At 36.1% G+C, this 22,557-nt stretch carries 15 protein-coding genes; 2 read left to right on the top strand and 13 right to left on the bottom strand.

The features are described 5' to 3' along the window. Window positions 1-18 precede the first annotated feature (18 nt). The 12 genes from ACYVGO_RS36450 to ACYVGO_RS36395 form a co-directional block, all read right to left on the bottom strand. Window positions 19-1,683: a type IV secretory system conjugative DNA transfer family protein gene (locus ACYVGO_RS36450; RefSeq protein ID WP_460973656.1), complete on the bottom strand. Its 1,665-nt coding sequence runs from the start codon at window positions 1,681-1,683 to the stop codon at window positions 19-21. A gap of 30 nt (window positions 1,684-1,713) precedes the next feature. After that, window positions 1,714-2,529, bottom strand: coding sequence for a DUF5712 family protein (locus ACYVGO_RS36445; RefSeq protein ID WP_460973654.1), 816 nt, complete (start codon window positions 2,527-2,529; stop codon window positions 1,714-1,716). Further along, window positions 2,530-2,883, bottom strand: coding sequence for a BfmA/BtgA family mobilization protein (locus tag ACYVGO_RS36440; RefSeq protein WP_460973651.1), 354 nt, complete (start codon window positions 2,881-2,883; stop codon window positions 2,530-2,532). 477 nt (window positions 2,884-3,360) lie between these two features. Beyond that, window positions 3,361-3,639 carry a hypothetical protein gene (locus ACYVGO_RS36435; RefSeq protein WP_460973649.1) on the bottom strand — a complete coding sequence of 93 codons (279 nt, stop codon included), beginning with the start codon at window positions 3,637-3,639 and terminating at the stop codon, window positions 3,361-3,363. 8 nt (window positions 3,640-3,647) lie between these two features. Further along, window positions 3,648-4,901, bottom strand: a complete 1,254-nt coding sequence (locus ACYVGO_RS36430) for an aminotransferase class I/II-fold pyridoxal phosphate-dependent enzyme (RefSeq protein WP_460973647.1) — start codon at window positions 4,899-4,901, stop codon at window positions 3,648-3,650. An 815-nt stretch (window positions 4,902-5,716) separates the two neighbouring features. Next, window positions 5,717-6,001: a hypothetical protein gene (locus ACYVGO_RS36425; protein ID WP_460973645.1), complete on the bottom strand. Its 285-nt coding sequence runs from the start codon at window positions 5,999-6,001 to the stop codon at window positions 5,717-5,719. A 145-nt stretch (window positions 6,002-6,146) separates the two neighbouring features. Beyond that, complete coding sequence (locus ACYVGO_RS36420) at window positions 6,147-6,353, bottom strand: helix-turn-helix domain-containing protein (protein WP_460973643.1); 207 nt, start codon at window positions 6,351-6,353, stop codon at window positions 6,147-6,149. A gap of 477 nt (window positions 6,354-6,830) precedes the next feature. Further along, window positions 6,831-7,763, bottom strand: a complete 933-nt coding sequence (locus ACYVGO_RS36415) for a replication initiation protein (RefSeq protein ID WP_460973641.1) — start codon at window positions 7,761-7,763, stop codon at window positions 6,831-6,833. A 1,688-nt stretch (window positions 7,764-9,451) separates the two neighbouring features. Next, window positions 9,452-9,940: a hypothetical protein gene (locus ACYVGO_RS36410; RefSeq protein ID WP_460973639.1), complete on the bottom strand. Its 489-nt coding sequence runs from the start codon at window positions 9,938-9,940 to the stop codon at window positions 9,452-9,454. Window positions 9,941-10,434: 494 nt separating this feature from the next. After that, a complete protein-coding gene (locus ACYVGO_RS36405; protein ID WP_460973637.1) occupies window positions 10,435-11,370 on the bottom strand; it encodes an RES family NAD+ phosphorylase in 936 nt (311 codons plus the stop codon). An 83-nt stretch (window positions 11,371-11,453) separates the two neighbouring features. Continuing rightward, window positions 11,454-12,614, bottom strand: a complete 1,161-nt coding sequence (locus ACYVGO_RS36400) for a 5'-methylthioadenosine/S-adenosylhomocysteine nucleosidase family protein (protein WP_460973635.1) — start codon at window positions 12,612-12,614, stop codon at window positions 11,454-11,456. 102 nt (window positions 12,615-12,716) lie between these two features. Next, window positions 12,717-15,218: a DUF4062 domain-containing protein gene (locus ACYVGO_RS36395; protein ID WP_460973633.1), complete on the bottom strand. Its 2,502-nt coding sequence runs from the start codon at window positions 15,216-15,218 to the stop codon at window positions 12,717-12,719. Window positions 15,219-16,087: 869 nt separating this feature from the next. On the opposite strand from ACYVGO_RS36395, the gene ACYVGO_RS36390 reads away from it, so the two are divergent. Further along, window positions 16,088-19,102 carry an SIR2 family protein gene (locus ACYVGO_RS36390; RefSeq protein WP_460973631.1) on the top strand — a complete coding sequence of 1,005 codons (3,015 nt, stop codon included), beginning with the start codon at window positions 16,088-16,090 and terminating at the stop codon, window positions 19,100-19,102. Between the two features lie 95 nt (window positions 19,103-19,197). Here ACYVGO_RS36390 and ACYVGO_RS36385 read toward each other — a convergent pair whose 3' ends face one another. Beyond that, entirely contained in the window at window positions 19,198-20,265 is a 1,068-nt protein-coding gene (locus ACYVGO_RS36385) for a Fic family protein (RefSeq protein ID WP_460973629.1), read from the bottom strand. Between the two features lie 73 nt (window positions 20,266-20,338). On the opposite strand from ACYVGO_RS36385, the gene ACYVGO_RS36380 reads away from it, so the two are divergent. Next, window positions 20,339-22,540, top strand: coding sequence for an NACHT domain-containing protein (locus tag ACYVGO_RS36380; RefSeq protein ID WP_460973627.1), 2,202 nt, complete (start codon window positions 20,339-20,341; stop codon window positions 22,538-22,540). The last annotated feature ends 17 nt before the right edge of the window (window positions 22,541-22,557 follow it).

The raw sequence follows: 22,557 nt of genomic DNA, 5'->3' as shown, positions 1-22,557 counted from the left end.
TAAAATACATATTATACCCTAAAATTCATCCTCAACTTTTGGATTCTTAGTTGATATACTTAATACAGGGTCAGCTTTTGGCATTTCCTGACTGGCAAGCAAACTTTTAATTTCCTCACTGATACGGCTATAATTAGCTTTTACCTCTTCATCAGTGACAGTATTAAAAGGTACTATTTCTTTACGTTCTATTGGAGCAGGTTCAAACTGAGTACGGAAATAACTAACATCGCTCTCTACTATTTGGCCAAAAAATTCACCTTTCTTCAAATCGGTTACTTCTTGTACCGTTACCCTATCTCGGTTAACAAGACTATAAGAATCAGATCTGGTATTCGAAACTTCATTTATACGTGCCTGACCGACTGACTGACTTCGTTGCTCTACATATTCTTTACCCCAAATTCGGACAACGTATTGAGCCGATGGCTCATGGGGCATACGGCCATAAAAGCGATTCGAAAGTGTATTAAGGATTGCATCTTTTTGGTGTTGACCATACATTTCTTCAAGTTGTGAGAAGTCTTGAATACCAGCTAGAGTAACAATTTTATTCTCTCGACCCGTAGCAGGAAGCGTAGAAAAATCAGGAATAAATAAAGTAGGAGCTTCATCTAAAACCACAAGTGAATCAAGCTTACCTTTTTGATTCAGCTTTTTAATGGTAGTAGCTACAATTAGGGCAAGTACGGGCCCATACACAGATCTAAGATCTGGATTGTTACCAATAACTAAAATTTTGGGGCTGTCAGGGTTATTTAAATCAAGAGTAAAATCATTTCCTGATAATACATAAACAATTGAGCGAATATTAATCTTGCCCAAGGCATTTTGTAAAGTAGAAATTACACCGGCTAACTGTTTGCTAGCTCCCTCATCAACTGCCGTTTTAATACTAGCAACTGAAGTGGCTACTTCTTCATTTTTGCAAATTAATGGTAATACTTGTTTTACGGGTTGTGCAGCTAAGCGCATAACGTGAGGTAGAGTGCAAAACTGCGGATATTCTTCTCGCAAAAACCAAATAATACCTCCTAAATAAGCTGTTGCATTTTCGGTAAAGAAATTGTCTTCACCCTTTATTAAATTTTTCATAACGGCCTCTGCTGCGCTACCAGCATGGCTATTGGTGATAATAATATCTGGATGAATTGGATTAACGCGATGGCTACGAGTTAAATCATCAAAATTGATATAATATTTATTAACCTTTTCATTTTTGGTAGCTGCATTAACAACGCGAGCAAACGTAGGGAATTTAAAGTCATAAATTAATCCTGTAAATCCTTTTTCAACGGCTTGGGTTATAATTGGCTCAATGACGCTAAAACTTTTACCACCACCAGGGCCACCAGCTACCAAAATACCCGCAAAAGGATTTGTGATTTTAACTAGCCCTTTTGTAGTCTTAAGGCCAAAAATGTATTCTTTGACTTTTATACCAGTTTTTGTTACTTGGGTGGCAGTTTGAATCTCTGCTTTTGAACTACTTTTCATTTTCCGATAAATTAGAAAACCAGCAACAAAAACTCCTACACCTCCACCAGCTAAATCTGAAAATACACGAGGGAAACCACCCGCATTAAATAAATATTCGACTAAACCACCAATTACAAGATAAGTTAACAATGGAATAGCGATATAGCCAAAAATCTTGCCTGCAATTACTCCTAAATTAAACATAACTAAAAAAGTTTTTCTGTTGAATAATTTTTAATAACCCATCTCAAAATCCTGCTCCCGTTCTACGCTTCGGTTTATAGAAGGTACTCTTTCCTTTTCTCTTTGTATCACTTTCTGATAATCACGTTGTGTACCGTTTTTGATCGCGTTACAATAATCATACGATTCTTCTAATTTTCGATTATATGTAAAAAGTTTATCGAAGGTCTGTTCAGTAGCGCGATAGAAAGCATCTCTACTAAATATTGCTGGGTTGTTGACATTTGGGCAAAGATGTACAGTCTGTTCTTGTTTCTGTCGTTTAATATCCGAATCTAAAACATGTCTATTTTCTCTTCCTTCACACCGAGAAACGATAATATGAATATGACGCTGGTCACCTTCTTTTAATTGACCTTGTTCCGATAATCCTTCCTTTACTTCCGCATCTAAAGAAGTAAACTTTCGCTCATGCTCAATCTTTGCGTACCATACTAAATCTTTACTTTTTACTCCCCTACTCTCTCCGTTATAATTACAAAATCCCGAAGCATAATTTTCCATAGCTGATCGAGTGAATTCTTTCAATTTTCCTGAGTCATTCCCAATCTGTGCTAGTTCTGATTGACTAGGAGCAATAATTATAGAAAAAAAACGATCTTGGTGTTTTTCTATTTTCTGACCTTTTGCATTATTATCAATTTGTTGCATCACCTCCCACTTATTGCATTTATCTCTGTCTGCTGAAAAAAAATATTCATTTTCTGAAGATAAATTATTTCGGTTTTCCTTCTCTAGATAATTAACTAATCTAGCAGAACTTCCCTTGTTATTTCCTTCAATTGGGCTTGCAAATTTTGTTTGCATTTATTCATCGAGCTTTAATCCAGTTATTATTCTTTTAATATTAGTATTCACTATTCTTAAATCAGAACGTCGCGGCATCCCCTCTGTACCTGTCATATCAAAAATGGCTTCTTTCATCGGAATTAACAACTTTTTTTCCTGCTCTTTAATAAAGCTGATTAACCGTTTATCCAAAGCTTTAATTGCATCTGTAGGATTGTCAGCTTGGGGATTTCTTGGATCAGCTTTTGAAACCTTAAAATAAACTAGCATTGCTTCAATTAAGCCCTTATTCGTTAAGCCGTAACTACTAGCCATTCTCTCGAATTCTTTAAAGGTCTCCTCACTCACACTAATGGTCTTATAAGTCGCCATAATTATTTTAATAATTGTTTAGTTATCTGATAATCAAGCAATTATGAGCATAATAATCAGATAATAATTATATCAATAAAATTCAATTACTTGATTATCAGGTAATTAACACTTAAAACTCAGTAAAGAGGGCTTGAAGACCTCTTCCCTCTTGCTAAATTTTGAAAAAATTGGCTTTACGCCGAACCCGTAGGGGAAGGCGATGTATGTAGCTCGTATACTAGCTTAACTAAAATGACTTTCTCCTCGTTAGATTTGCTATTTGAAAGGAAGTCAGAATGATACGATTGATTGCGTTGATATTTCATGCTTTTCTAATCATTTTAACTCTTGATTGAGTTAGAGCAAAAAACTAAACTTTTTTACCCAATTACGCGAAATATATAACTTATTGGAATGGAGATTAATTATTATGTAAAAATATTTAATTTCCATTCCATAAGCATTATTACCTTATCTATTAGACTAGAGAGCATTTTAAGTATTGGGTAGTTGATCAATTACACTCTTTGAGTAGTTATGCAAATCCCAAGAGCATTTCACATAATCGTCTTCAAATTGTTCTTTAGTGACAATAGAATGATTTTCTATATTAAACCTTGTAACATTGATTAATGCAGTTATAACCTCTGCTACTTTGACGTGGCCTAAAGCATATAATCTATAAATTCCTTCAATGAAGCATTTATTGGCTAACGTCAATTCTTTGTTTGTATTCTGAGTTGAGGTTTCCATAATATCAAGTTCTAATTTCAAAAACTTAATCAAATATTGATGTCTTGTTCTTGCAAAGTTCCAAAGCTAAATTTTTCTTTTAGCTCAGCAAAGGCCCTCAAGGTTTCTATTATATCCTCGTCACTGTGTAATGCTGTTACAATAAGCCGTAGTATTAACTGACCTTTGGGAATAACCGGATAAGTTACAGCGCTACAAAAGATCCAGTATGTATAGCGAAGCTCTTTTATAAAACTTGCGGCTACCTCTTCGTTAAATTCTAGATATATTGGCGTAATTGGACTACTAGTATTGCCTATCTCATAGCCTAACTCCTTTAAACCTTGCTGTAATTTCTGAGTATTATTCCAAAGCTTATTTCTTCTATCTGTTCCTTCGATACTTAATAATTTAAGTTTAAAAAGTACACTGGCAACATCAATAATTGGCAACGTTCTGCCGAATGTTTGTGACCTTAAATTGTATTTAAAATAGTCAATAAATTCTTTTCTTGCGGCTACAAACCCACCAATAATGGCAAGGGATTTTGCAAACGTGCTTATATAAATATCTACTCCTGGCATCAGATCTCCAACAGACCCCCAATCGCCAAACGTCATGAATCCATGTGCATCATCTACTAATAAGGTAAAGTCATAATTCTTTTTGAGTTCAAGGATTTCCTCAACTTTAGCGGTGTCTCCCCGCATACTGAATACACCGTCAACTAAAACTAATATACCGCCAGTGTTTGCTTTGGACGCAGAAGCTAGATGCCGTTCTAAATGACCTATATCATTATGACGAAATGAATGCTTAGTTCCTTGATGCAATCGAACCCCGTCGATTAAGCTGGCATGTACTAATTGATCATATAGGATTGTATCATTTCTGTCTACTAAACTATCTACCACAGACATGATACCTTGATAGCCAAAGTTAAGTAGCAAAGCTTCCTTGCCCAACAAGCTACTTATTACAAGCTCTAGGGCCTCGTGAAATTCTGAGTTACCCGTAAGTAATCTTGATCCAGCGGGATAGCCAGCCCCAAATTCTTTAACAATTTCCGTTTCGTAAGCAATTACTTTTTCATCAGATTGTAGCCCTAAGTAATCGTTGAAACTCCATACTATAACCTCTCTTCCTTTAAAGTTCATTCGGCTTTTAAGAGGTCCTGTTAGTGTAGGATAAACAAACTCGCCAGCAAATTTTGAGTAAGCACTCAGTCCGCTGTTTTTACGCGCAATCTTTTCTATTAAATCCATGATCAAACGTTGAATAAAGACATTATTGTTGAAAGACATGCAATTTACATTTGCTCTTATTGATTAATACGTATTTCGATACTTATTATTTTATGGATGAGTAAATTGATTCATATCGGGGATTGTGCACTAGTTAGAATTGCTTAAGTAGATTAACGTATGTAAGTTGCCAGTTTTTGCCTTATATACCTCTCCTATTTAATATCAAAATTTTTTTGAATTTTTTATTAAAGAAAAGTACGTCTTTCGTCATTTGATCAATGGATTTATTTTTTTCTCTATTTTTTATAATATAGATTTTAGATTTAATAAGTGAGCTTTTTTAATCTTTGGGTTAAGAATAGAAGTAATGTGCCTTTTGCCTATTCGTAAATAATTTAAATTCAATTGTTTCTCTTAAGGCTTGGAATATTTTTATAATAAAGCATTCTCAAAAGTAGGATCAACCAACTCACAAGTCATAGAGAAGCCTGTGAGTTAGTTGATCCTATTTTAAATAAAAGTATTTATATAACTTTACTTATTTTTCACAAATCGTGTTGGATACGATTCCGTTTGTTCGTGGCATGAATGGCATAAAGTCCGCCCATTATTTACGTCCCAAAGAGCATTACAACTACGTGCCGACTCTACACTATCTACCTTGTTCTCTTTGACAAGCAGTGTAATACTTACAATGTGATCCGCTTCAATAACCCGTTTGCGCCCATTTCTGGCCCCACAGTGCTGACAGGTAAATCTATTACGCAAAAAAACCGCCCTCTTCCATAACTGGTACTCATCCATCCGGCGAATAAGTCGGACAAGGTTGCTTACTGAAACAACCTTATCCAGTAGTTTACTATTCATCGGATTTATGAGTGTTCGCCGTCTATTGAATGGGACTCTACAGCCTCTCTAATCATAGGGTCTATCCCGTCAATTAGAGTTTCAAGTTGGCCCGATAGCGTGCGTACTTCATCGGCCAGTAAGCGGCCATGTTGGGCGACCATGTAGGGATTTTTGGTCAGCAGGTAAACATTGCGAAGGGTCTCAATTTGGGCGTAGAAACTGCCAGTAGAGACAAGGGGCAAGCTAATCACTTGCTCAACTGGTTTTGCGTGGCTGTTAGAAACAGCGTTACTTTGCACCGTTTGCATTTGACTATGAAGTTAAGTGTGACATTCGCCCCTTCGCTCGATCCGCCAAGATTTAGAAGCGTTGGGGCTTTTTTGTTGTCGTTTGACTCTATAAATATAGCAATACTTTGTATATATACAAAGTATATGTCTAAAAAAATATCAATTATTTAAAGGCAGTATCGAACTTAGCCCCAAAAGCATCAGCAATCTTTTGTAAGGTTTCAAGCGTCAGGTTTTGTTTACCTTTCTCGTATAAACTGAAAGTTGATTCAGCAACACCGACAATTTGCCCTGCCTCTTTTAAAGTAAGTCCCTTTGCTTTTCGAGCTTCTCGTATCTGTTGCCCTACACGCACCTTAATATCTTCCATTCTCTAAACTTCTAACGGTGGTCTAAATATACTACCTAGGCTGTACCCTACTATTAGGTCACTATTTGATCCAGCAAATAAATTTGATTCAGAGCAACCGGTAATTCTTTATAGTATTCAATACCACTTTAGTTTTAATCACTTACCAAGCTACTGCAAAGAGTTTGTACAAGGTACGATTCTAGATAATAGGGGCTAGACAACGGTGTGTGTTTGCCGTTTCGTACAAAATCCGTCACTTGCGAGATAAAGAAGGAATAAAGGCGTTCAGCTGTTTACTGTTAAAAGATGCTTCCTCTGCGTATACCGTTCAGAGAGGAGCTGCATTCACCAACTGGTCCCTTAATTTATTGAGTGATTTCGCATGGGCCGTCACGAAGGGTACTATTTATGAAACGGCCACACACCTGATCGAGTAGTCATGGCACTGAAGCAACGCAAGTCTTTGTCGAAAATTTTGGGCAAAACTTATCTTTTTTACAATACGCCAAACACTTTAGAGGTATAGCCACCGATATTTGAAATCTTCTTATTGGCATTCTGAACCTGGATCTCGTAGAGCTTTTTATTGATAAGTTCAGGTTCATATTTGCTCAATATATACTCGATTTGATCAGTCCGAAGTTTAAAATGGGTTAACAATTTCTCATGTAGTTCCGCTACTGTTGGGGCCACTTCAATTGGAACTGTGGTTTTTACTTTGATGAGCCAACGTAACTGAGCAATTCGTTTACCCTCTCGTTGCTGGAAATATTCAACGTGTAGATCGGACTCCTGATTAATTTCTTTAACGGCCGGTACCAATACCCGTTTTTTGAAATCACGCCAGTCTTCATACTGCTCAATTTCAGTCACCGGATCATAGAGTCGAAGTCGGGTTTTCAATTCCAAAATGGTAATTTTCATAATACCCGCTTTTTTCCAGGACGAGAGCATTTCATAGATACGCTTTGAGTATTTACCCGGTAGATTCATGGCGGGTTCCTTACCAAACGTTGTAAACCGACCTTTCTCCAGATTAAATAGAAAAGGACGCAGATCCGGATCAATTTTAAAGGTCATGGTTCCTTTCCCATAATCATACAGTACCGATGAAAATGGGGCAACCTGAAGTAGCTTCCCCCCTACTGGGATGTTCATAATTTTCTGCATCATACCTTCAGTGGCCAACTGCAAACTTTTATAAGGATTGACTGTATCGGTAATTGTCATAATATCCTTAACTCGAACAACATACCGCTGGTCGTCTGGATCATCTTTTTTAAGTTGCGACTGAACCATATACAGAATGTTTTTCTGTAAAGCACTCATATCGTAATAAGCGTTCGTCAGTGCATTTGCCTGAAATAGAATCTCCGTTTTAGCGTCCAGCTTCAGAAGGGATAACTGATTACTAGGGGCCTGTTTCATAAAAAAATGGCTTAGTTATCCACAAAGGTATATTAATGTGGTCACGTCCACAAATAACTAACTATTTGTCCACGTATATTTTGGAGCCACGAATAATCTGTCCACATTAAAGGTCAATTGTGAATAACTTCTGTCCACAGTTAACGAGTTTCCTGTCCACAATAAACGAGTTTTCTGTCCACATTAACCAACAAAAACATTATGCAACTCATTAATAATGAGATGCCTATAAAAAACCGTAAATATCAAAGAAAAAAATATTAATTGATTCACAAGTTATTTGAAGGTACGGTTTTGAGTGTAAAAAAGCCATAATTGTTACAACAATTGGACAAAACCGCAGAGAAAATAGAAAAAACACAATCAAAGAATATGACGTTTTATCCAACACTAGTTTTTTGTCCACATAAACAAACTAAATAGCTATCAATCAGCTCTTTATAACATTATAGGTCAGCTATTGATCAAATTTCAATTCGATAGAAAATCCCAATAATTGCTAATTAACAGGCTTTTTGAGCTAATTTTCTGATAGACCCTCCAGTTAACTGGGAATTATGTGGACAGTCACTAGTTTTTTGTCCACATTAAATATACTAACCAATTGATTATTAGGTAATTAATATGAAAATACATACCAAATTCACAACAAAGAAGCGAGTAGAACGGTAACTAAGCCGTTTCAGCAACGAATTCGGTCCATACAGTTGGCATCTTCTTCCATCTTATTACCTTATTGACCCAATGCAAAACAAGTCTTTCCCCAAACACCCTACAACCCCAAGCCGCGCTCACAATATGGTTTAAAGAAATACGTCAAACGCAAGTACTAGCAACCTCGATAACCTGCTGTTGGATAAAGGAATCTATACCCTAAGCTACAACGCTACTTATGATACAGCAAATTGGGTTAATTGGCACCTTTCTATTGCTTGGAAGGGATTAGCCACTTAGCACAGTGAAAGTTTCATTCACGAATCGCAACTCCCCTTTAGAGGCTATTAGGAATGCAATATCATCGCTAATACTCACGGAAAATCAGGTTCAGGCGATAAAGGAAGGGTAAACACATTTGCAGATGCTCATTTGAGCGTTCCTGCTGCCCTCTTGAAGGTAATCGTTGTATAGAGAACATTTAGACAGCATAAGCTCACAGAAGCGAATTACCGCCGTATGGATGCCAAATACTAATACAGCCAGGGAATATCAATAGAAAAATTACCGCACCATCAGAGAAGAAATTGAAAACGATACCGGGCTTGAACTTTTGTCGAACGTACAGGTTTCCGCACAACGCATTATAGGGTTCTCGTTGCAAACGAGCGGATTTATAAGGCAAGTAACTATATTTCTAGGTGAAATAATTATTAGTGTCTTAATAATAGATCCATCAATTAGGATTTCCTTTTTACCAAGTCACTTTGCCACATAAATACAACGTTCGTTTAAGATTAGTGGCAAATCAAAGAAATAAGAAATTGGCTACGACATTGACTGTCAAAACCTGCCAAGCTGACAGTTTTACCCAAAAGTGTCTTTTTAGTGTAGAAAAGCTACAAGATCTATTCTGCCAGTTGGACTTACTCAGGCTTTGATTGAACGGCGGGGAAAGAAAAAGGATATGTACTAAATCAGTGCTAAAATGAGTAGGCATAAAAATGCCCTGACTTGACAGGGCATTTTTATGCCTACTCTGCAACTTGGTCCTGCTTGGGCTTTCGGCCACGCGGCTTACCCGTGTAAGGCACTTTGGCTGCGGCTGCTTCAGAAGCTATTTGTAACGCAAAGGCAGTAGTGCCTTCATATTCAAAAAGACGAATAGTAAAGTCGTACTTTGTTTTGGTGAAATCCACTCCACTCTTTTTTAAAATAAAGGGCAATGCTAACGTATAGCTTTTGGCCGCTTTCTCAAAGGAGAACGTTTCCGCATCAGAGCTTGTGGGGACCAGGTAGAGCGATTTGGCTTTTCGCTTACCTTGATCAATGCCTACCTTAAAAGGAGTAGTGTTCAGATCAACACCTAGATTGGCTACCGTCTTGGCTGGCAGCACCAGTTTACCGGATGAAGAGATATAACCGGTCAACACTACTTTAGCTGACTTGACCGCTTTTTCAATTATTGGTTTGGCCTGGCTGTTCTCGGCAGGGGAAAAGAAATTAATTTTAAGTGCCTTCATTGAATTTATTTTAAGGACTATACCATATCTAAAGGTAAATTTATGGTATAAAACTGGGCTTAACGGTATTGCCCTTAAATAAGCCGTCAGGAAGCGTTCGATTAGCTATAATATTTAGACATTGAGATGAGTTGGCTAGAAATATTTCGCTAGATCAGGGTTTTCGTGAACGTTTTTCGATAGATCTATAAAATGGGTATAAGTTATTGTAAAGCAATAATTTATGTAGTTCATTTAATGAAACTTTTATCCCTTTAAATGTACGAATCGGGTGATATCGGGACAAGTCATTTTATCGTGAATAACGAAATCGATAGTTATAATTAATCTTGAAACCGATTCAAAGCCGCAGCTTAAAATAGAAGGGGTTGGTAACAATTAAACAAATTTTAGTATTTTGGAAGACCTCGCCCAAGCCCCATCTTGTTTCTATCCCAATGGTAACCCATTAAAGCTCAAATGATGAATTAGTTAAAAGAGACCCTGTCGGCAATTCATGTTAGATATTCCTTCATATCTAAAATATTAATCGTTTCAATCTTATTACAATCAAAAATAGCTAAATTAAATCCCGTTTCATACCGAATACTAGGGTACTTTATTCCATCAAAACCAAAGTATTTACAACAATCAGAAATGAATCTAGTGAAATAATATTGTGGCTTATATAAACCGTCTCCTTCTTTTGGAGAACTAGCTAATGAAGACCAAGAAATTGCCTGTATTAAGTCATTATTTTCTATATATTCGTCAGAAAAATCTAAAATTTTGAGTTTATAATTGAGTTCTATTTTTGCTATCCAAAGATCTGTTTTTGGCTGCCTCAATTCATAATAGACGGTTTCTGGTGTAGTTGCTATATATATTATAGGTATACCAGTATGATTGTATCGGCCATCCTTTGTTACTGATTTGGGCGGAGCCAAGAAATCTTCTTTTATAGGTACACGTCCATTTATCGTTCTACCTCTGTAGAATACTCCATTAACCTCTTTTGGTTTAATTTTAGTTGATAATTTTTCTAGTTCTGTGAAGGTATCTCTTGCAAGATCGTTTTCTAATACTAGAAAAGGAAAACTTTCTATATGATCTTTTAATTTTTTCAAATTTTCCTCAAAATCTGACGGTGGATCAAATGGCAAATCATATGGATAAATATTATATTCAAAATTCATAAAACAATTAGGACACTTCAATTGGCGAACTAATTTCCAATATTCATCTTCGGAATAATAATCCTTTAATCGACCAGCACTGTAAAGCAAATCTAAACCTGTAGCATTACTTTGAAAATCAATTCCTCGTAGAAATGCATTTGGCCACGTTTCTATATATTCGTCGTAACAGGCATCGCAACAAGCAATACCAGCGGTAAACCATGTTTCTATATCTCTATAGAATAGGGTTTCAAATAAATCCAACTCATCCATATTATAATGTCCTTAGAAACGTATTTAGAAATGGGGTAAAGGCTAAAAAGCAAAATCATAAATTTTGATCTTTTTTTATTTAGCTAAACCTTAATTGAGTAAATTTCACTATAAGGATTCTCACTAAGATACCAACACTTATAATTCCATTTCCCAACCTTTCTACTAGTAAAAGCATCTTGTAATCTTTCTTCTCCAAGTGAAGGATTAATTGCTATCCATGAATTTGTTATTGATTCATTCGGATTTAAAACTATACTATCTTTATAAATTTCTGTTTGCTCTCTTTTCCTGCCTACATAAAAAGATGGTTTACTTTTATTAATACCGCTTCCATTAATTTTCATAACAGGATCATCAAATATAAATGATAAAGACTCAATAACAATTGGAAAAGGGGTTTCATTATAAATATAAAATCTAATTTTTAACTTATGTTTTATACCAGGTTCATTTGAAACATTTGGGGAAATTTCAATTCGAAGTTGTGGTTTTACATTAATACCCAAACCATTTACTTCTAAGTGCTCGATAAATTTAAAGACGAAATGTGCAGCATTTTTCTTTGCCTTTTGCCTTTCACCACTTTTTTCTGAATTTCCCTTATCTATTGCTTTATCTGAAATGCCTTTAACTATTAATAATTGATTTTTAGGTTTTAGAATATCGTTAATACAGGCAATAGAATAGGACTCCATATCTAAACCTGATAACTTCCTTGAACCATTTTCCAAAATCTTTTTAACAATTTCTTTCTCATCTATGACTGCTGCTCCAGAACAAAAATCTTCATCAACAATTACTTTATATGGAAAGATATTAATGTTTTGAGTATGGAAACTAACGGCTTCACTTCTAAGTTGATCACTAGTTTCATACGATAAATAATCAGGTGAAAAAATCCCTCCACTATACTTTCCACTTTCATAAGAAAATACTCTTTTCGGAATCAATACCGAACCAAAATTATGTTCTTTTAAACCAGCGCAAATTCCAATAAAAAATACGTAAGTGGGATTGAATTTTATTATTACTTGCATTATTTTTGCTGCATTATAAGACATACCCATTTTGTTTGAGCTGTATAAAAGTAGCTCCACAACATTTTCGGCTGAATTATTTTGAACTATAATCTTAACAAGCTTAACACCCAAATCTAAATTTTCTAGATTGGGAGAAATTAAATTTTTAAATGGCTCCAATTCCTCTTGTAATGCTGAAACTATCAGATACTTATAGCTCATAAGTTTATTAATTTTAAATAACTAGTGAATATTTAAAATACTGGAACTTGTAAAGTGGAATTTCCTTTTATTTAGCCAATTGATGAATAGTTATCGATTGAATTAGTCATCCCACATTGATTTCCAATCCCAAGAGCTTTCCTCTAAAAATTCCATTAATTTATTTCTATAATATTTGTTAAACTGGGACGGGCTGTATAATATCCGGTCTAGCCAACCGACTACGTTATAATAATATAATGTATATCGATTGGTTTCATCGGTAGTAGTATAGGATTCTAAAAGTGTCTCTAACTGATCAGTTGTGGAAATCTGTACTAGGTAGGCCAACCCCAAAAGCCGGATACCCTCTTGTTTTTGATAGAGTAAGTCAATAAGCTCGTCGATAGGTAATTCAATTTTATTTATTAATGCGTAGGTTAAGACTAATCGCTTAAACTTCAATTCACCTTCTTTAAGATAATGTACCATTGTAGCGAGTCTATCAGCTGGGTTATTATGATCAAAAATTGATAGGATTGCTATCTTTTGAACAACGTAGTCAGAGGATGCTACCCATTGTTCGACAACAGATACTTCCCGAGCTGAACCATACTTTTGAATTATTGATATTGCTAAACGCTGTACAGATTTATTTGAGAACCCACTATTTGGATTATTTAGTAAGCCAATAGCTAAGGGGATGTCCAATTCAGAGGCGTATTGATAAAGTACAGTTATGGCGTTTATCATAAAGTTCCCAAGAATAAATTCATCAGTTTCTATAGGAGACCTTAAAGGTAGGCGCAGCTTACCAAGCTGGATAGCAGGCTCTTTCTTCTTTGCCGCTTTAATGCGTTCAAAACGAGAGGAGATATCAGTTCTTAACGTGTCTTTATATGTTGGATAATAAGTTTCAACTAATGTACTATAACAAACAGATCCAGCATAACTCCAATCTAAAAGTGATTCCAATTCTTCTTGATTTTTTTGATTATAGAGAATATACCGTATCGTGGCTTCTAATGCATGGGGCTTTGCTAGATCAACTTTCTCATCTATCGTATGTATATTATAGGAAAAGTAACCTGGGTATGAGTATCCTTTTTTTTGTGATAATTGATCACTTTTTGCCTGATTGACCTGTTTTCGCTTCAGAACTAACTTATCTAGTTCTAAAACTTCAATTTGTTTACGAGTCGCCAACTCTAGAAACGCTTCAAAGGCTATGTCAAAATTATCATTTTCTAAAAACGAGCGTAACTCCGTATCTGGAACAGTAGACTTTAATGCTTTTAGGGTGGCTAGTACAATCAACTCATCTTCATCCTGAAGTAATGGACGTAGCGTAATTACACTTGCATGGGAAAACAAATCGACTAACGGCGTGGGGAGATTTCTGTCAGCTAGAAGAGTTTTGCTTATCATTGAGATAGCTGCATCGGGGTTGATTTGATAACGAGCTTGAAACAGCGCCTTCCAGGCTTTTTTCTTATCTAGTTTTTCGTTGTTACGTACTAAAAGAGGGCCGTCGTTCGCAGTTGGTTGATCAATGATAATATCAAAAATTGTACTCTGAAGAGATGCATCGTCTATTTTAAAAATCTTGTTTGCTTGGTTAGTGAATTCATCAGGAGCGACTTCTCTCAAAATTTTCAAGGCGGCTTCTTTTAAGTCAGAAGTTCGTTGACTGTCAAGACAACTCATAAGTAATCCAATCGGATCCGTTATTTCATCTCTGAGCCAGTACCAGCCCATATCTAAGAAGTAGCTATCGGCAAGTAGAGTATGGGCTAAATATAGCTTTTCATGCTCGTTCAATTCTATCGTTTCTCTAGTGGCATATAGATTAATCAGATCGGAATTCGAAGCAAGCTTTTGTGAGCTAGTTGGAAATTGCGAATATGAAGTCGCTTGAACTGTCATTGTAATCCGGGATAGATCAAAGACACTAATGTTCGTATAATCATGCGAAGAAACACTTTCCCTAAATCGGTTTAAAGAGAAAATGATACTACTGTTTTCTGACTGCGGAGCGGATGATGATTTGAGTTTAGATACTTGGCTTGAAGCTTGATCATAATTGCGTCTGGTTAGCAGGTACTTAATTAGGTTATCATACAGTAAATCCCCCCACTCTTCTGTGGTTTCAAATGATTTACAGAAAACGTTTTGCTCTTTGTAAACTTCTTGTTGAAAGTCTTGAACCTGAGCGACTTGTTTTGACTCTTGACGGGGAATATCATCTGGGATATTTTTAAAAAAAAGCCATATATCATTCATCTGGCCTTTTTCCCGCAACTCATTAGCAAGTTTATATTCCTCCAGAAAACCTGACGATTCTTTGCCACTTGGTGTTCCCCACCGTTTCCAGATAAGCCCAATGAAAAAGCTACATTGCTTTAGATCCTCATTAATTATGGCTTGGGGTCTTCCAGGACCAGGTAGAGTATCTTCCCAACCCAATAGTTCCAGTATTACCCCTAAATTCGTCGCTACCACTTTATTTACCCGATTAATGATAGCATGAGCCACCTGCCGCTCGGGGGTTACATCACCTGGGGAACCAATAAAGATTTTAATACGGGTAACAGTAGAATTGGATAGGGAAGTTGGTTGTTCCACAAGTTTCAGGTTTAAACTAACTATTAAAATAGATAGTCAGCTGAGGAGTAAATGTTTACATAAATCCACTGCTGGCGTATTTTGAAAAGGAAAATAAATCTTTCGTCACCCATTTCAACTATTCTAAGGATTGTATCTGATTTTTCTAACCTTTAGATAGTGTTTGGAAATTACGAAAGATTGAACGTCGTCTCAACTTTGTAGTAGCTAAACTACAGAGTCATGACCAGACAGTAGAAACCACCGACCGACCCTCAATCGGACGAAATTTCGCATTTTTTAATAGCATCGGCCGCCCGGCTTAAACCCAAGCGTGTACATAACTAGATTCAAGTCATCAACATTATTATGTGGCTCCTGCGAAACAGTGGCCAGTGACGGAACCCATTCGAAGAATGGCCCCCATTGGCAGGCTGTTTGGTATTACCGCACCGGCGGCCCGGTTTGACCTGTGGAGGCAAGATGGTACTTTCGAGTAAAGCAATTTGGCGCTGAATCAGTTGGATCGAAAACGAGTCGAAAAGCAAGCTTACCTATCTGTATTATATGTTGATTCACAAAGCGTCAAATTGAATCCTATGATATATGAACATTAGGGTATAGAAACCAATAAATGGTTCAATACGGTGCCGCCAGAACGCAGAATTGCTTGGGCCGACTACTTCCATCGATTCGTTAAAGATTATGAATATACATTATTACCTTCGGCCAACTGGTTTATTTGGCTAACATTCAACTAATACTTCAATTAATCTATTCCATCACAAAAGATAATTACTTAACACGTTCATAAGGAACATATCGTACAAATGTGGGATATAACCCATATGTGAGAGGTTGTCATAAAAAGCTCATACTTTAAATTTTATATGGAAGCAACATTTGATTCAGATTTTATAGCTGGCATAAAAAAAATTCAACAGGCAAAGAAGAGTCACAGATTAGTTGTCTTCGTTGGAGCGGGAGCATCTGTTGATTCAGGTGTGCCAACCTGGGCAGAACTAATAAAAGTTATGAAACAGGAAATTGGGCTTTCTGTGGCGGAAAATGATTTTCTTAAAATTGCACAAATGTATTATAATCAACGAGGATTGAAGGAATATAATGACCTTATCAGACAAACACTAGGTTACAGAAATGTTTCCCCGAATCCCCTTCATCGAGCAATTTTAGATCTTTCGCCTGAACATATTATTACAACTAATTACGACGATCTTCTTGAACAAACAGTGGAACAAGAAGCCGCTGCGTATTCCTTTGTAAAACAAGATCCTGACCTACCTTATGTAGTGAACTCCAATTTGATAATTAAAATGCATGGCGATCTGGAGTTATTGAATATGGTGCTTAAAGAGGATGATTATATAAACTATGAATGCCATTTCCCTTTAATAAATAGCTTTGTAAGTGGACTATTTGCATCAAGACTTATTTTGTTCATTGGCTTTGGATTTTCTGATTGGAATCTGAAAGTTATTATGCAAAGAGTACGAAATATCCTAGGTAAAGATGCACAACCTGCCTATTTATTTTCGGATAGTAACAATTCAAATATAGAAGATCAATATTTTAGAGAACGTGGTGTAATTCCAATAAGATACTCTCCTGAAATAGAAAATTATCTTGCATACAAAGGAAAGTTTCAAGTAGAAAAAGGGCTTTCTTCAAAAGGACAAATTTTGTATAATTTTCTGAATTTTTTAGACGAATATCAATCTTTTGAAAATGAATTTGACTCTGCATCACCCTTATTACAAATGTATGAGTCACTTAAGCGGTATGAAGAAATACCATTTCTACCCCCTCATACCATACCTCGTATATTTCCATTTAAAAGTACCTATACATTTCAACGATTTAAGCTAGACACTAACACAAATGAAAAGTTAAAAACTTTTTTTAAGAAAATAGCTGTAAATGGTAGCATTTCAGCACCGTTAAGCGATGAAGTGATAATTGATCTTGGGTTAAATAATGTTGGAAAGGTTCAAGAAAGGTTTGCATACGTTATAAAAAAACTAAGAAATAGTTTAATAACTCAAGTTGATGATTTTAAATTAATTCATAATCAAGTTGAAAAATGTAATTGTCCTCGCTGCTGTTATGACAGGCTTGATTTATCTGAAGTATTTACACAAACGTCTCATCACTCAGGATATGAATATACAGCCTCGCCATATGAGAAAATGATGAGTGGTTATTTAAAGTGCCGTATCGGTGACTTTACCGAAGGTTATTATTTGTATAAACAAGCAGCCCAAGAAGCCTGGAAAGCCAAACTTTTTGTGCTTTATTTTATTTGTTTGGCAACTATAAAAAAAATAAAATTTCTTATTGAATATGAATCAGATGAAAATACCACTGATATAATTAAACAGATAAATAAAATAGATCTATATTCTATTCTCGGAAAAATACCAGTTGATGATTTTGTTAGAGAACAGATTATTTTCATTATTGAGAATCGTTTTTTTTCAGAGGTTTCATATAGCATTGGGGAAACTATTAGAAAAATCCAAGATACATCTGAATTTTATGAGAATAAAGGTCGTAGGTCAGGTGGTGATGCTGAGTATGCTGAACTTCAATGGTTAATTATTCAACTAAACAGTTATTATAATCGTAATTATTTATATTATGAAGATTACGATAATTATCAAAATTTGATTACCCAAGCGTTTGATGGTTTACTAATGGCGTACGAATTAAGCCCTAAATATCATTTCCGTTTAAAAGAATTTCAAGACTACTTTTTAGTAATAGCTATTTTGCATTGTAATGCGGAGTATTTATGGCAGGTTATCCAAAGGCATAATTACCCATCAATTAAAATAGCCTCACAACCTTCAAAAGATTCATATAGATCAATTATAAATGTATCTATTAATTTTTTCAAATCTTTTCATAATGATTTCTGGGGACCAAGTCGCCAGATGCAGGCTGCTAATAATCATTTTTTTACTCGTAAGTGTGGTCGTATTTGCTCTAATTTACTTAATGTGTTAGCCTTGGCTGAAATTGAAGCTGATGATTTAAGTAAAATTGCTCCACATTTTATTCAGTTTCTAGAACATCAATCCATTTTATGGGCTCATCCGCAGGTTAAAATTGCATTGAAGTTCTTTTTGCAACGTAAACAAAATATCTTTACCAACGAGGAAGCTGAGAAAATGCTCTCGATTATGGTTTCTGACAAAGTAAATTATGATGATGTAAAGAATGAATTGTGTGAGCTACTTAGTAATCGTAAAAATTATCAAATTAGCGACAAGCTGTTGATTGATACAATAATAACTAAAGCATATTACTTAAAATCTGATACATGGGTAGAGATGATACTACCGCTTTCTAAAATAGTACCTGCTAGCTTTAAAAAACGTTGTCAAAAACTAATTAGCCGTAGTCTTTTAGAAAAATTTGATCCTTTTTTATATATAAATGCAGTTGAGCAAAGACTTTTAAAACCAGATCAGTATTTTGATTTATTCTTAAAACATTCTTTAGCAATAATCGATGAGATAAATAATTCTGATGAAAATAAAGTAAATTCTCCGTTTTGGGCGCATCATAAAAAATATTTAGAGGATCAAATTGATTGTTTATTCTATTTTATTGGTAGGCATAATTTTAGTTTAGATGACGAAAGAATAGAGCTTATTGCACAAAACTCGAGTTATTATCAATGGCTTGTGAATTTTGACACATTTGATTATGAGAAGTTTAATGATGATTGGTTTGACAGGTGGCCTACTCGTGTTTATATTAAACGAATGAAAGATAATTTCAAAGTAAAGGGCCTGTTTAAACACAATGTTCAAAAGCTTTTAGCTAAAAAGACAGGTCGGAGATTAGCTCGAATATTTTTAAAAGAATTTGTTGAATAAATTAAATATTTTTAATAGTATTTTTCGATCTAAATAAATTTATAGCCAGCTAGATTTAATTAAGCTTTTCGAATAAATATTTAGTAAAATTCAAATTAATTAGATTTTACTAAATACACTGTTGCCTTTAATGTTCCAAGACGCTCAAGTACCCCTTGTTGTACCATATATTGCAAATCCTTTTTTAATGTATTTATCGATACATTTGGTAACATAATTGCTAAATCGCTAATCTTTACTGGCTGATGATCTTGTAACATTGCCAGCACTTGCTGTTGTCGCTCATTAAGGTAACCTCCTTTATACTTGTACAAGGAGTATTTGCTTTCTAATCGACTTGTCAATGTTTGCAAACAATCTAAGAAGAATACCATCCACTCACCTATCACTTCTTTTTTGGTGCCACGATTTTGTTGGCCAGCCATAAGTGCTCGATAGTAGTCCGCCTTACGTTGCTCGATGATATTTTCGAATGAAACATACTGGGCAAACTCATAACCCATTTTCAGGAGCAACAGCGTTGTCATAAGCCTTGACAATCGGCCATTACCATCTTGAAATGGATGTATAGACAAGAATTCATATACAAAAACGCCAACGATTAGTAGTGGATGAATTTGACCGCCTTCTAAAGCACCACGTACCCAGCTAATCATTTTATACATCTCTGCCTCGGTCAGATGAGGAGCTGTTGTATTAAAGATTACTCGCTGGCTCCCGTCTGGATAATTAGCTACAACTTGATTCGAGAGCGTTTTATAGCTTCCACGATGCCGCTGGTCCTTGTCGCTGTAACGGAGTAAGACACCGTGTAGTTGTTTGATATAAGCTTCTGATAGGTCAATTCCTTTAGCATGATCCAGAATTAAATCTAATGCTTCGTAATAACCAAATACTTCCTGCTCATCCCGGGTTTTGAACTCGGTAATCTTTACATTCCGAACTAACTTTTCAACTTCCTCATTTGTCAGGATTGCTCCTTCAATCCGCGTTGATGAACCAATACTTTCGATTGTCGCTACCCTACGAAGTTCTCGCAGGTATCGATTATTCTTTTGCTCAATAGCTCCCCACTTCCCTCTAAATGAATCAATCAAGCCAATTCGTCGTATTACCTCCTGCATGGTGGTAAAGTCAAACTGCAGCTTACCTTCAAATTCCATATCTATATTATATCCGTATTGTATCTGTAAATGTAGTATATTTAATGTGTATTTGACGGGTTAATTTTTGAAGATGACAACCGATACTCCAGTAAATTCTATCGATACTAGTAGTGTTTTTTCAAAGGGAGGAGGTGGAACAGTTTTTGAACAAAATGTTCAGACTGCTTTTCTGATAACTATGCTAGTGCGTGGGAAAATGCCAGGTTTACCCACTGGTGAGATTATTGAAGTGGCTTTTCAAACAACGCGCATTGGCTTTCGGACTGATGACATTTTGATCAAGGTACGTTCACATCAGGGAGAACATCAACTGCTTGCTCAGATCAAACACAACCTGACAATCTCCGTAAAAAACGAAACCTTCGAGGAAGTGATGACAGCCTTCTGGAAGGATTTTACAAACCCAGCTGTGTTTAACCCAATTCTGGATCGACTGCTCATCATAAAAAGTGAGATGACTCAGGTTGATAAAAAAGATACGGTTGTGCTGTTGAACTGGGCTAAAGCAAAATCCTCTATGGATGATTTCTATCTCGAAGTCAATCGGATAGAAAATAAAATAAAAGCACTGAAAGTGCTTTCAGACGTGCTCCAAAAAGCAAACCATGGACAAGCTGTTGATCGACAGTGCCTTTGGCAGTTCCTTAGATGCCTAGTGATCTTGGAGTACGATTTCGGGCATGAAAGTAGCACAAGTGAAACGAATTTTCTGAATCTAATCCGATTGGCTAAAAACCAGACGTACTCGATATCAGAAAAGGAAATATGGAACAGCGTGTTTGCATTCGCCGCTCGATTAAATAAGGACGGCGGTAGTGTTACCATTGGTAATATACAAAGCGAGTCTTTTGCTACCTATTTTGATCCAGCCCAGCTATTCGACAGCTATAAAGCGATAAGAAAGTTGCAGGAAGATAGCCAGGCAATTATCAATCCACTCAAAAACACAATTGCGGATTTTCATCTAAACCGCACTGAACTGCGCAATAATTTAATTGCATCAATAGCAAATCAGAAATTAACGATTGTCACTGGCGAGCCAGGTGCGGGTAAATCCGCGCTAGTTAAGGACGTAATAACAGAATGTATACCTAATACAGCTGTACTAATATTTAAAGCTGATCAGTTTAACCAATCCCATCTGAGTCTGGTATTTTCCGGATTAGGCGTTTTGAATTGTTTAACTCAGTTTTTCGCTTGTCTGGCGGCTATCCCTAAGAAGATAATTGTTATTGACAGCTTTGAAAAATTGCTTGAGGGTGAATCCGACAATGCGTTTCGCCAATTTATACATATAGTAAATGAGACGAAAGATATCAGTGTGGTGGCCACCTCGCGAACGTATGCTGTTGATCTACTCATTCAGAAATACGGGCTAAGTAATGTGTGTGTGCTAGAGGTTCCCCTATTGACAGAAGGAGAAGATGGAGAATTTAAAAAAGTACTAACTTTATTTCCGCGACTTCAGCCATTGGCCGCTAATCCTCAGATTCGCCAAGTCCTACGTAGTCCTAAGTACCTTGATTTCGCAGTGCAGTGGGTAAGTAACACAACTGACAATTTTAATGAATTGACTTTGGCCGAGTTTAAAGATCGGCTTTGGCAGCATGTGGTTGAAAATCATTTAGTTATACGAAATGGGATGCCCACTAAACGCAGTAAGGCATTTATTGAGATTTGTCTGCTGCGAGCGCAACGTATGTCGCTCTATGTAGAACCTGATCAGGCGGATGCAACGGCCATTGATGAGTTAGTCAATGACAATGTATTGACTAAACAGCTGAGAGAGCACCAGTACGCTCCCTCACACGACATTCTAGAAGATTGGGCACTCATTAAACACATTCGTCGAATAAAGGAAGCCCAAACCGAATCAACGGCCTTCTACCAACAGATAGGCAATAAACCTGCACTGCGCCGGGCATTTCGTTTATGGGTCGAGGATATGTTGAATCAGCAACCTGAAACCATCATTCAGTTAGTACGCGACACGAGCCAGCAAATTGCCATCGAACGGTATTGGGCCGATGAATTACTAGTGGCTATTTTTCGATCCAACGAAAGTGCAATCTTTTTTTCCGAGTTCGAATCGGACTTATTGCAAAATAATGCCAAGTTTCTGCAAAGGGCTTTGCATTTGCTTCGCACAGCCTGTAAGGAACGACGAACTAGCAGCAATAGTAATACATTATATCCGATTGGATCGGGTTGGGAAACGGCATTATTATTTACTGATGTTACGCAGGCCATCCTTAGATTGACAGCCTACTGATTAAATTTAACAAAAAT

The organism is Spirosoma migulaei (genome assembly GCF_054776855.1).
Note: the sequence above shows the minus strand (reverse complement) of the source record. Positions and strands in the feature narration are given on the sequence as shown.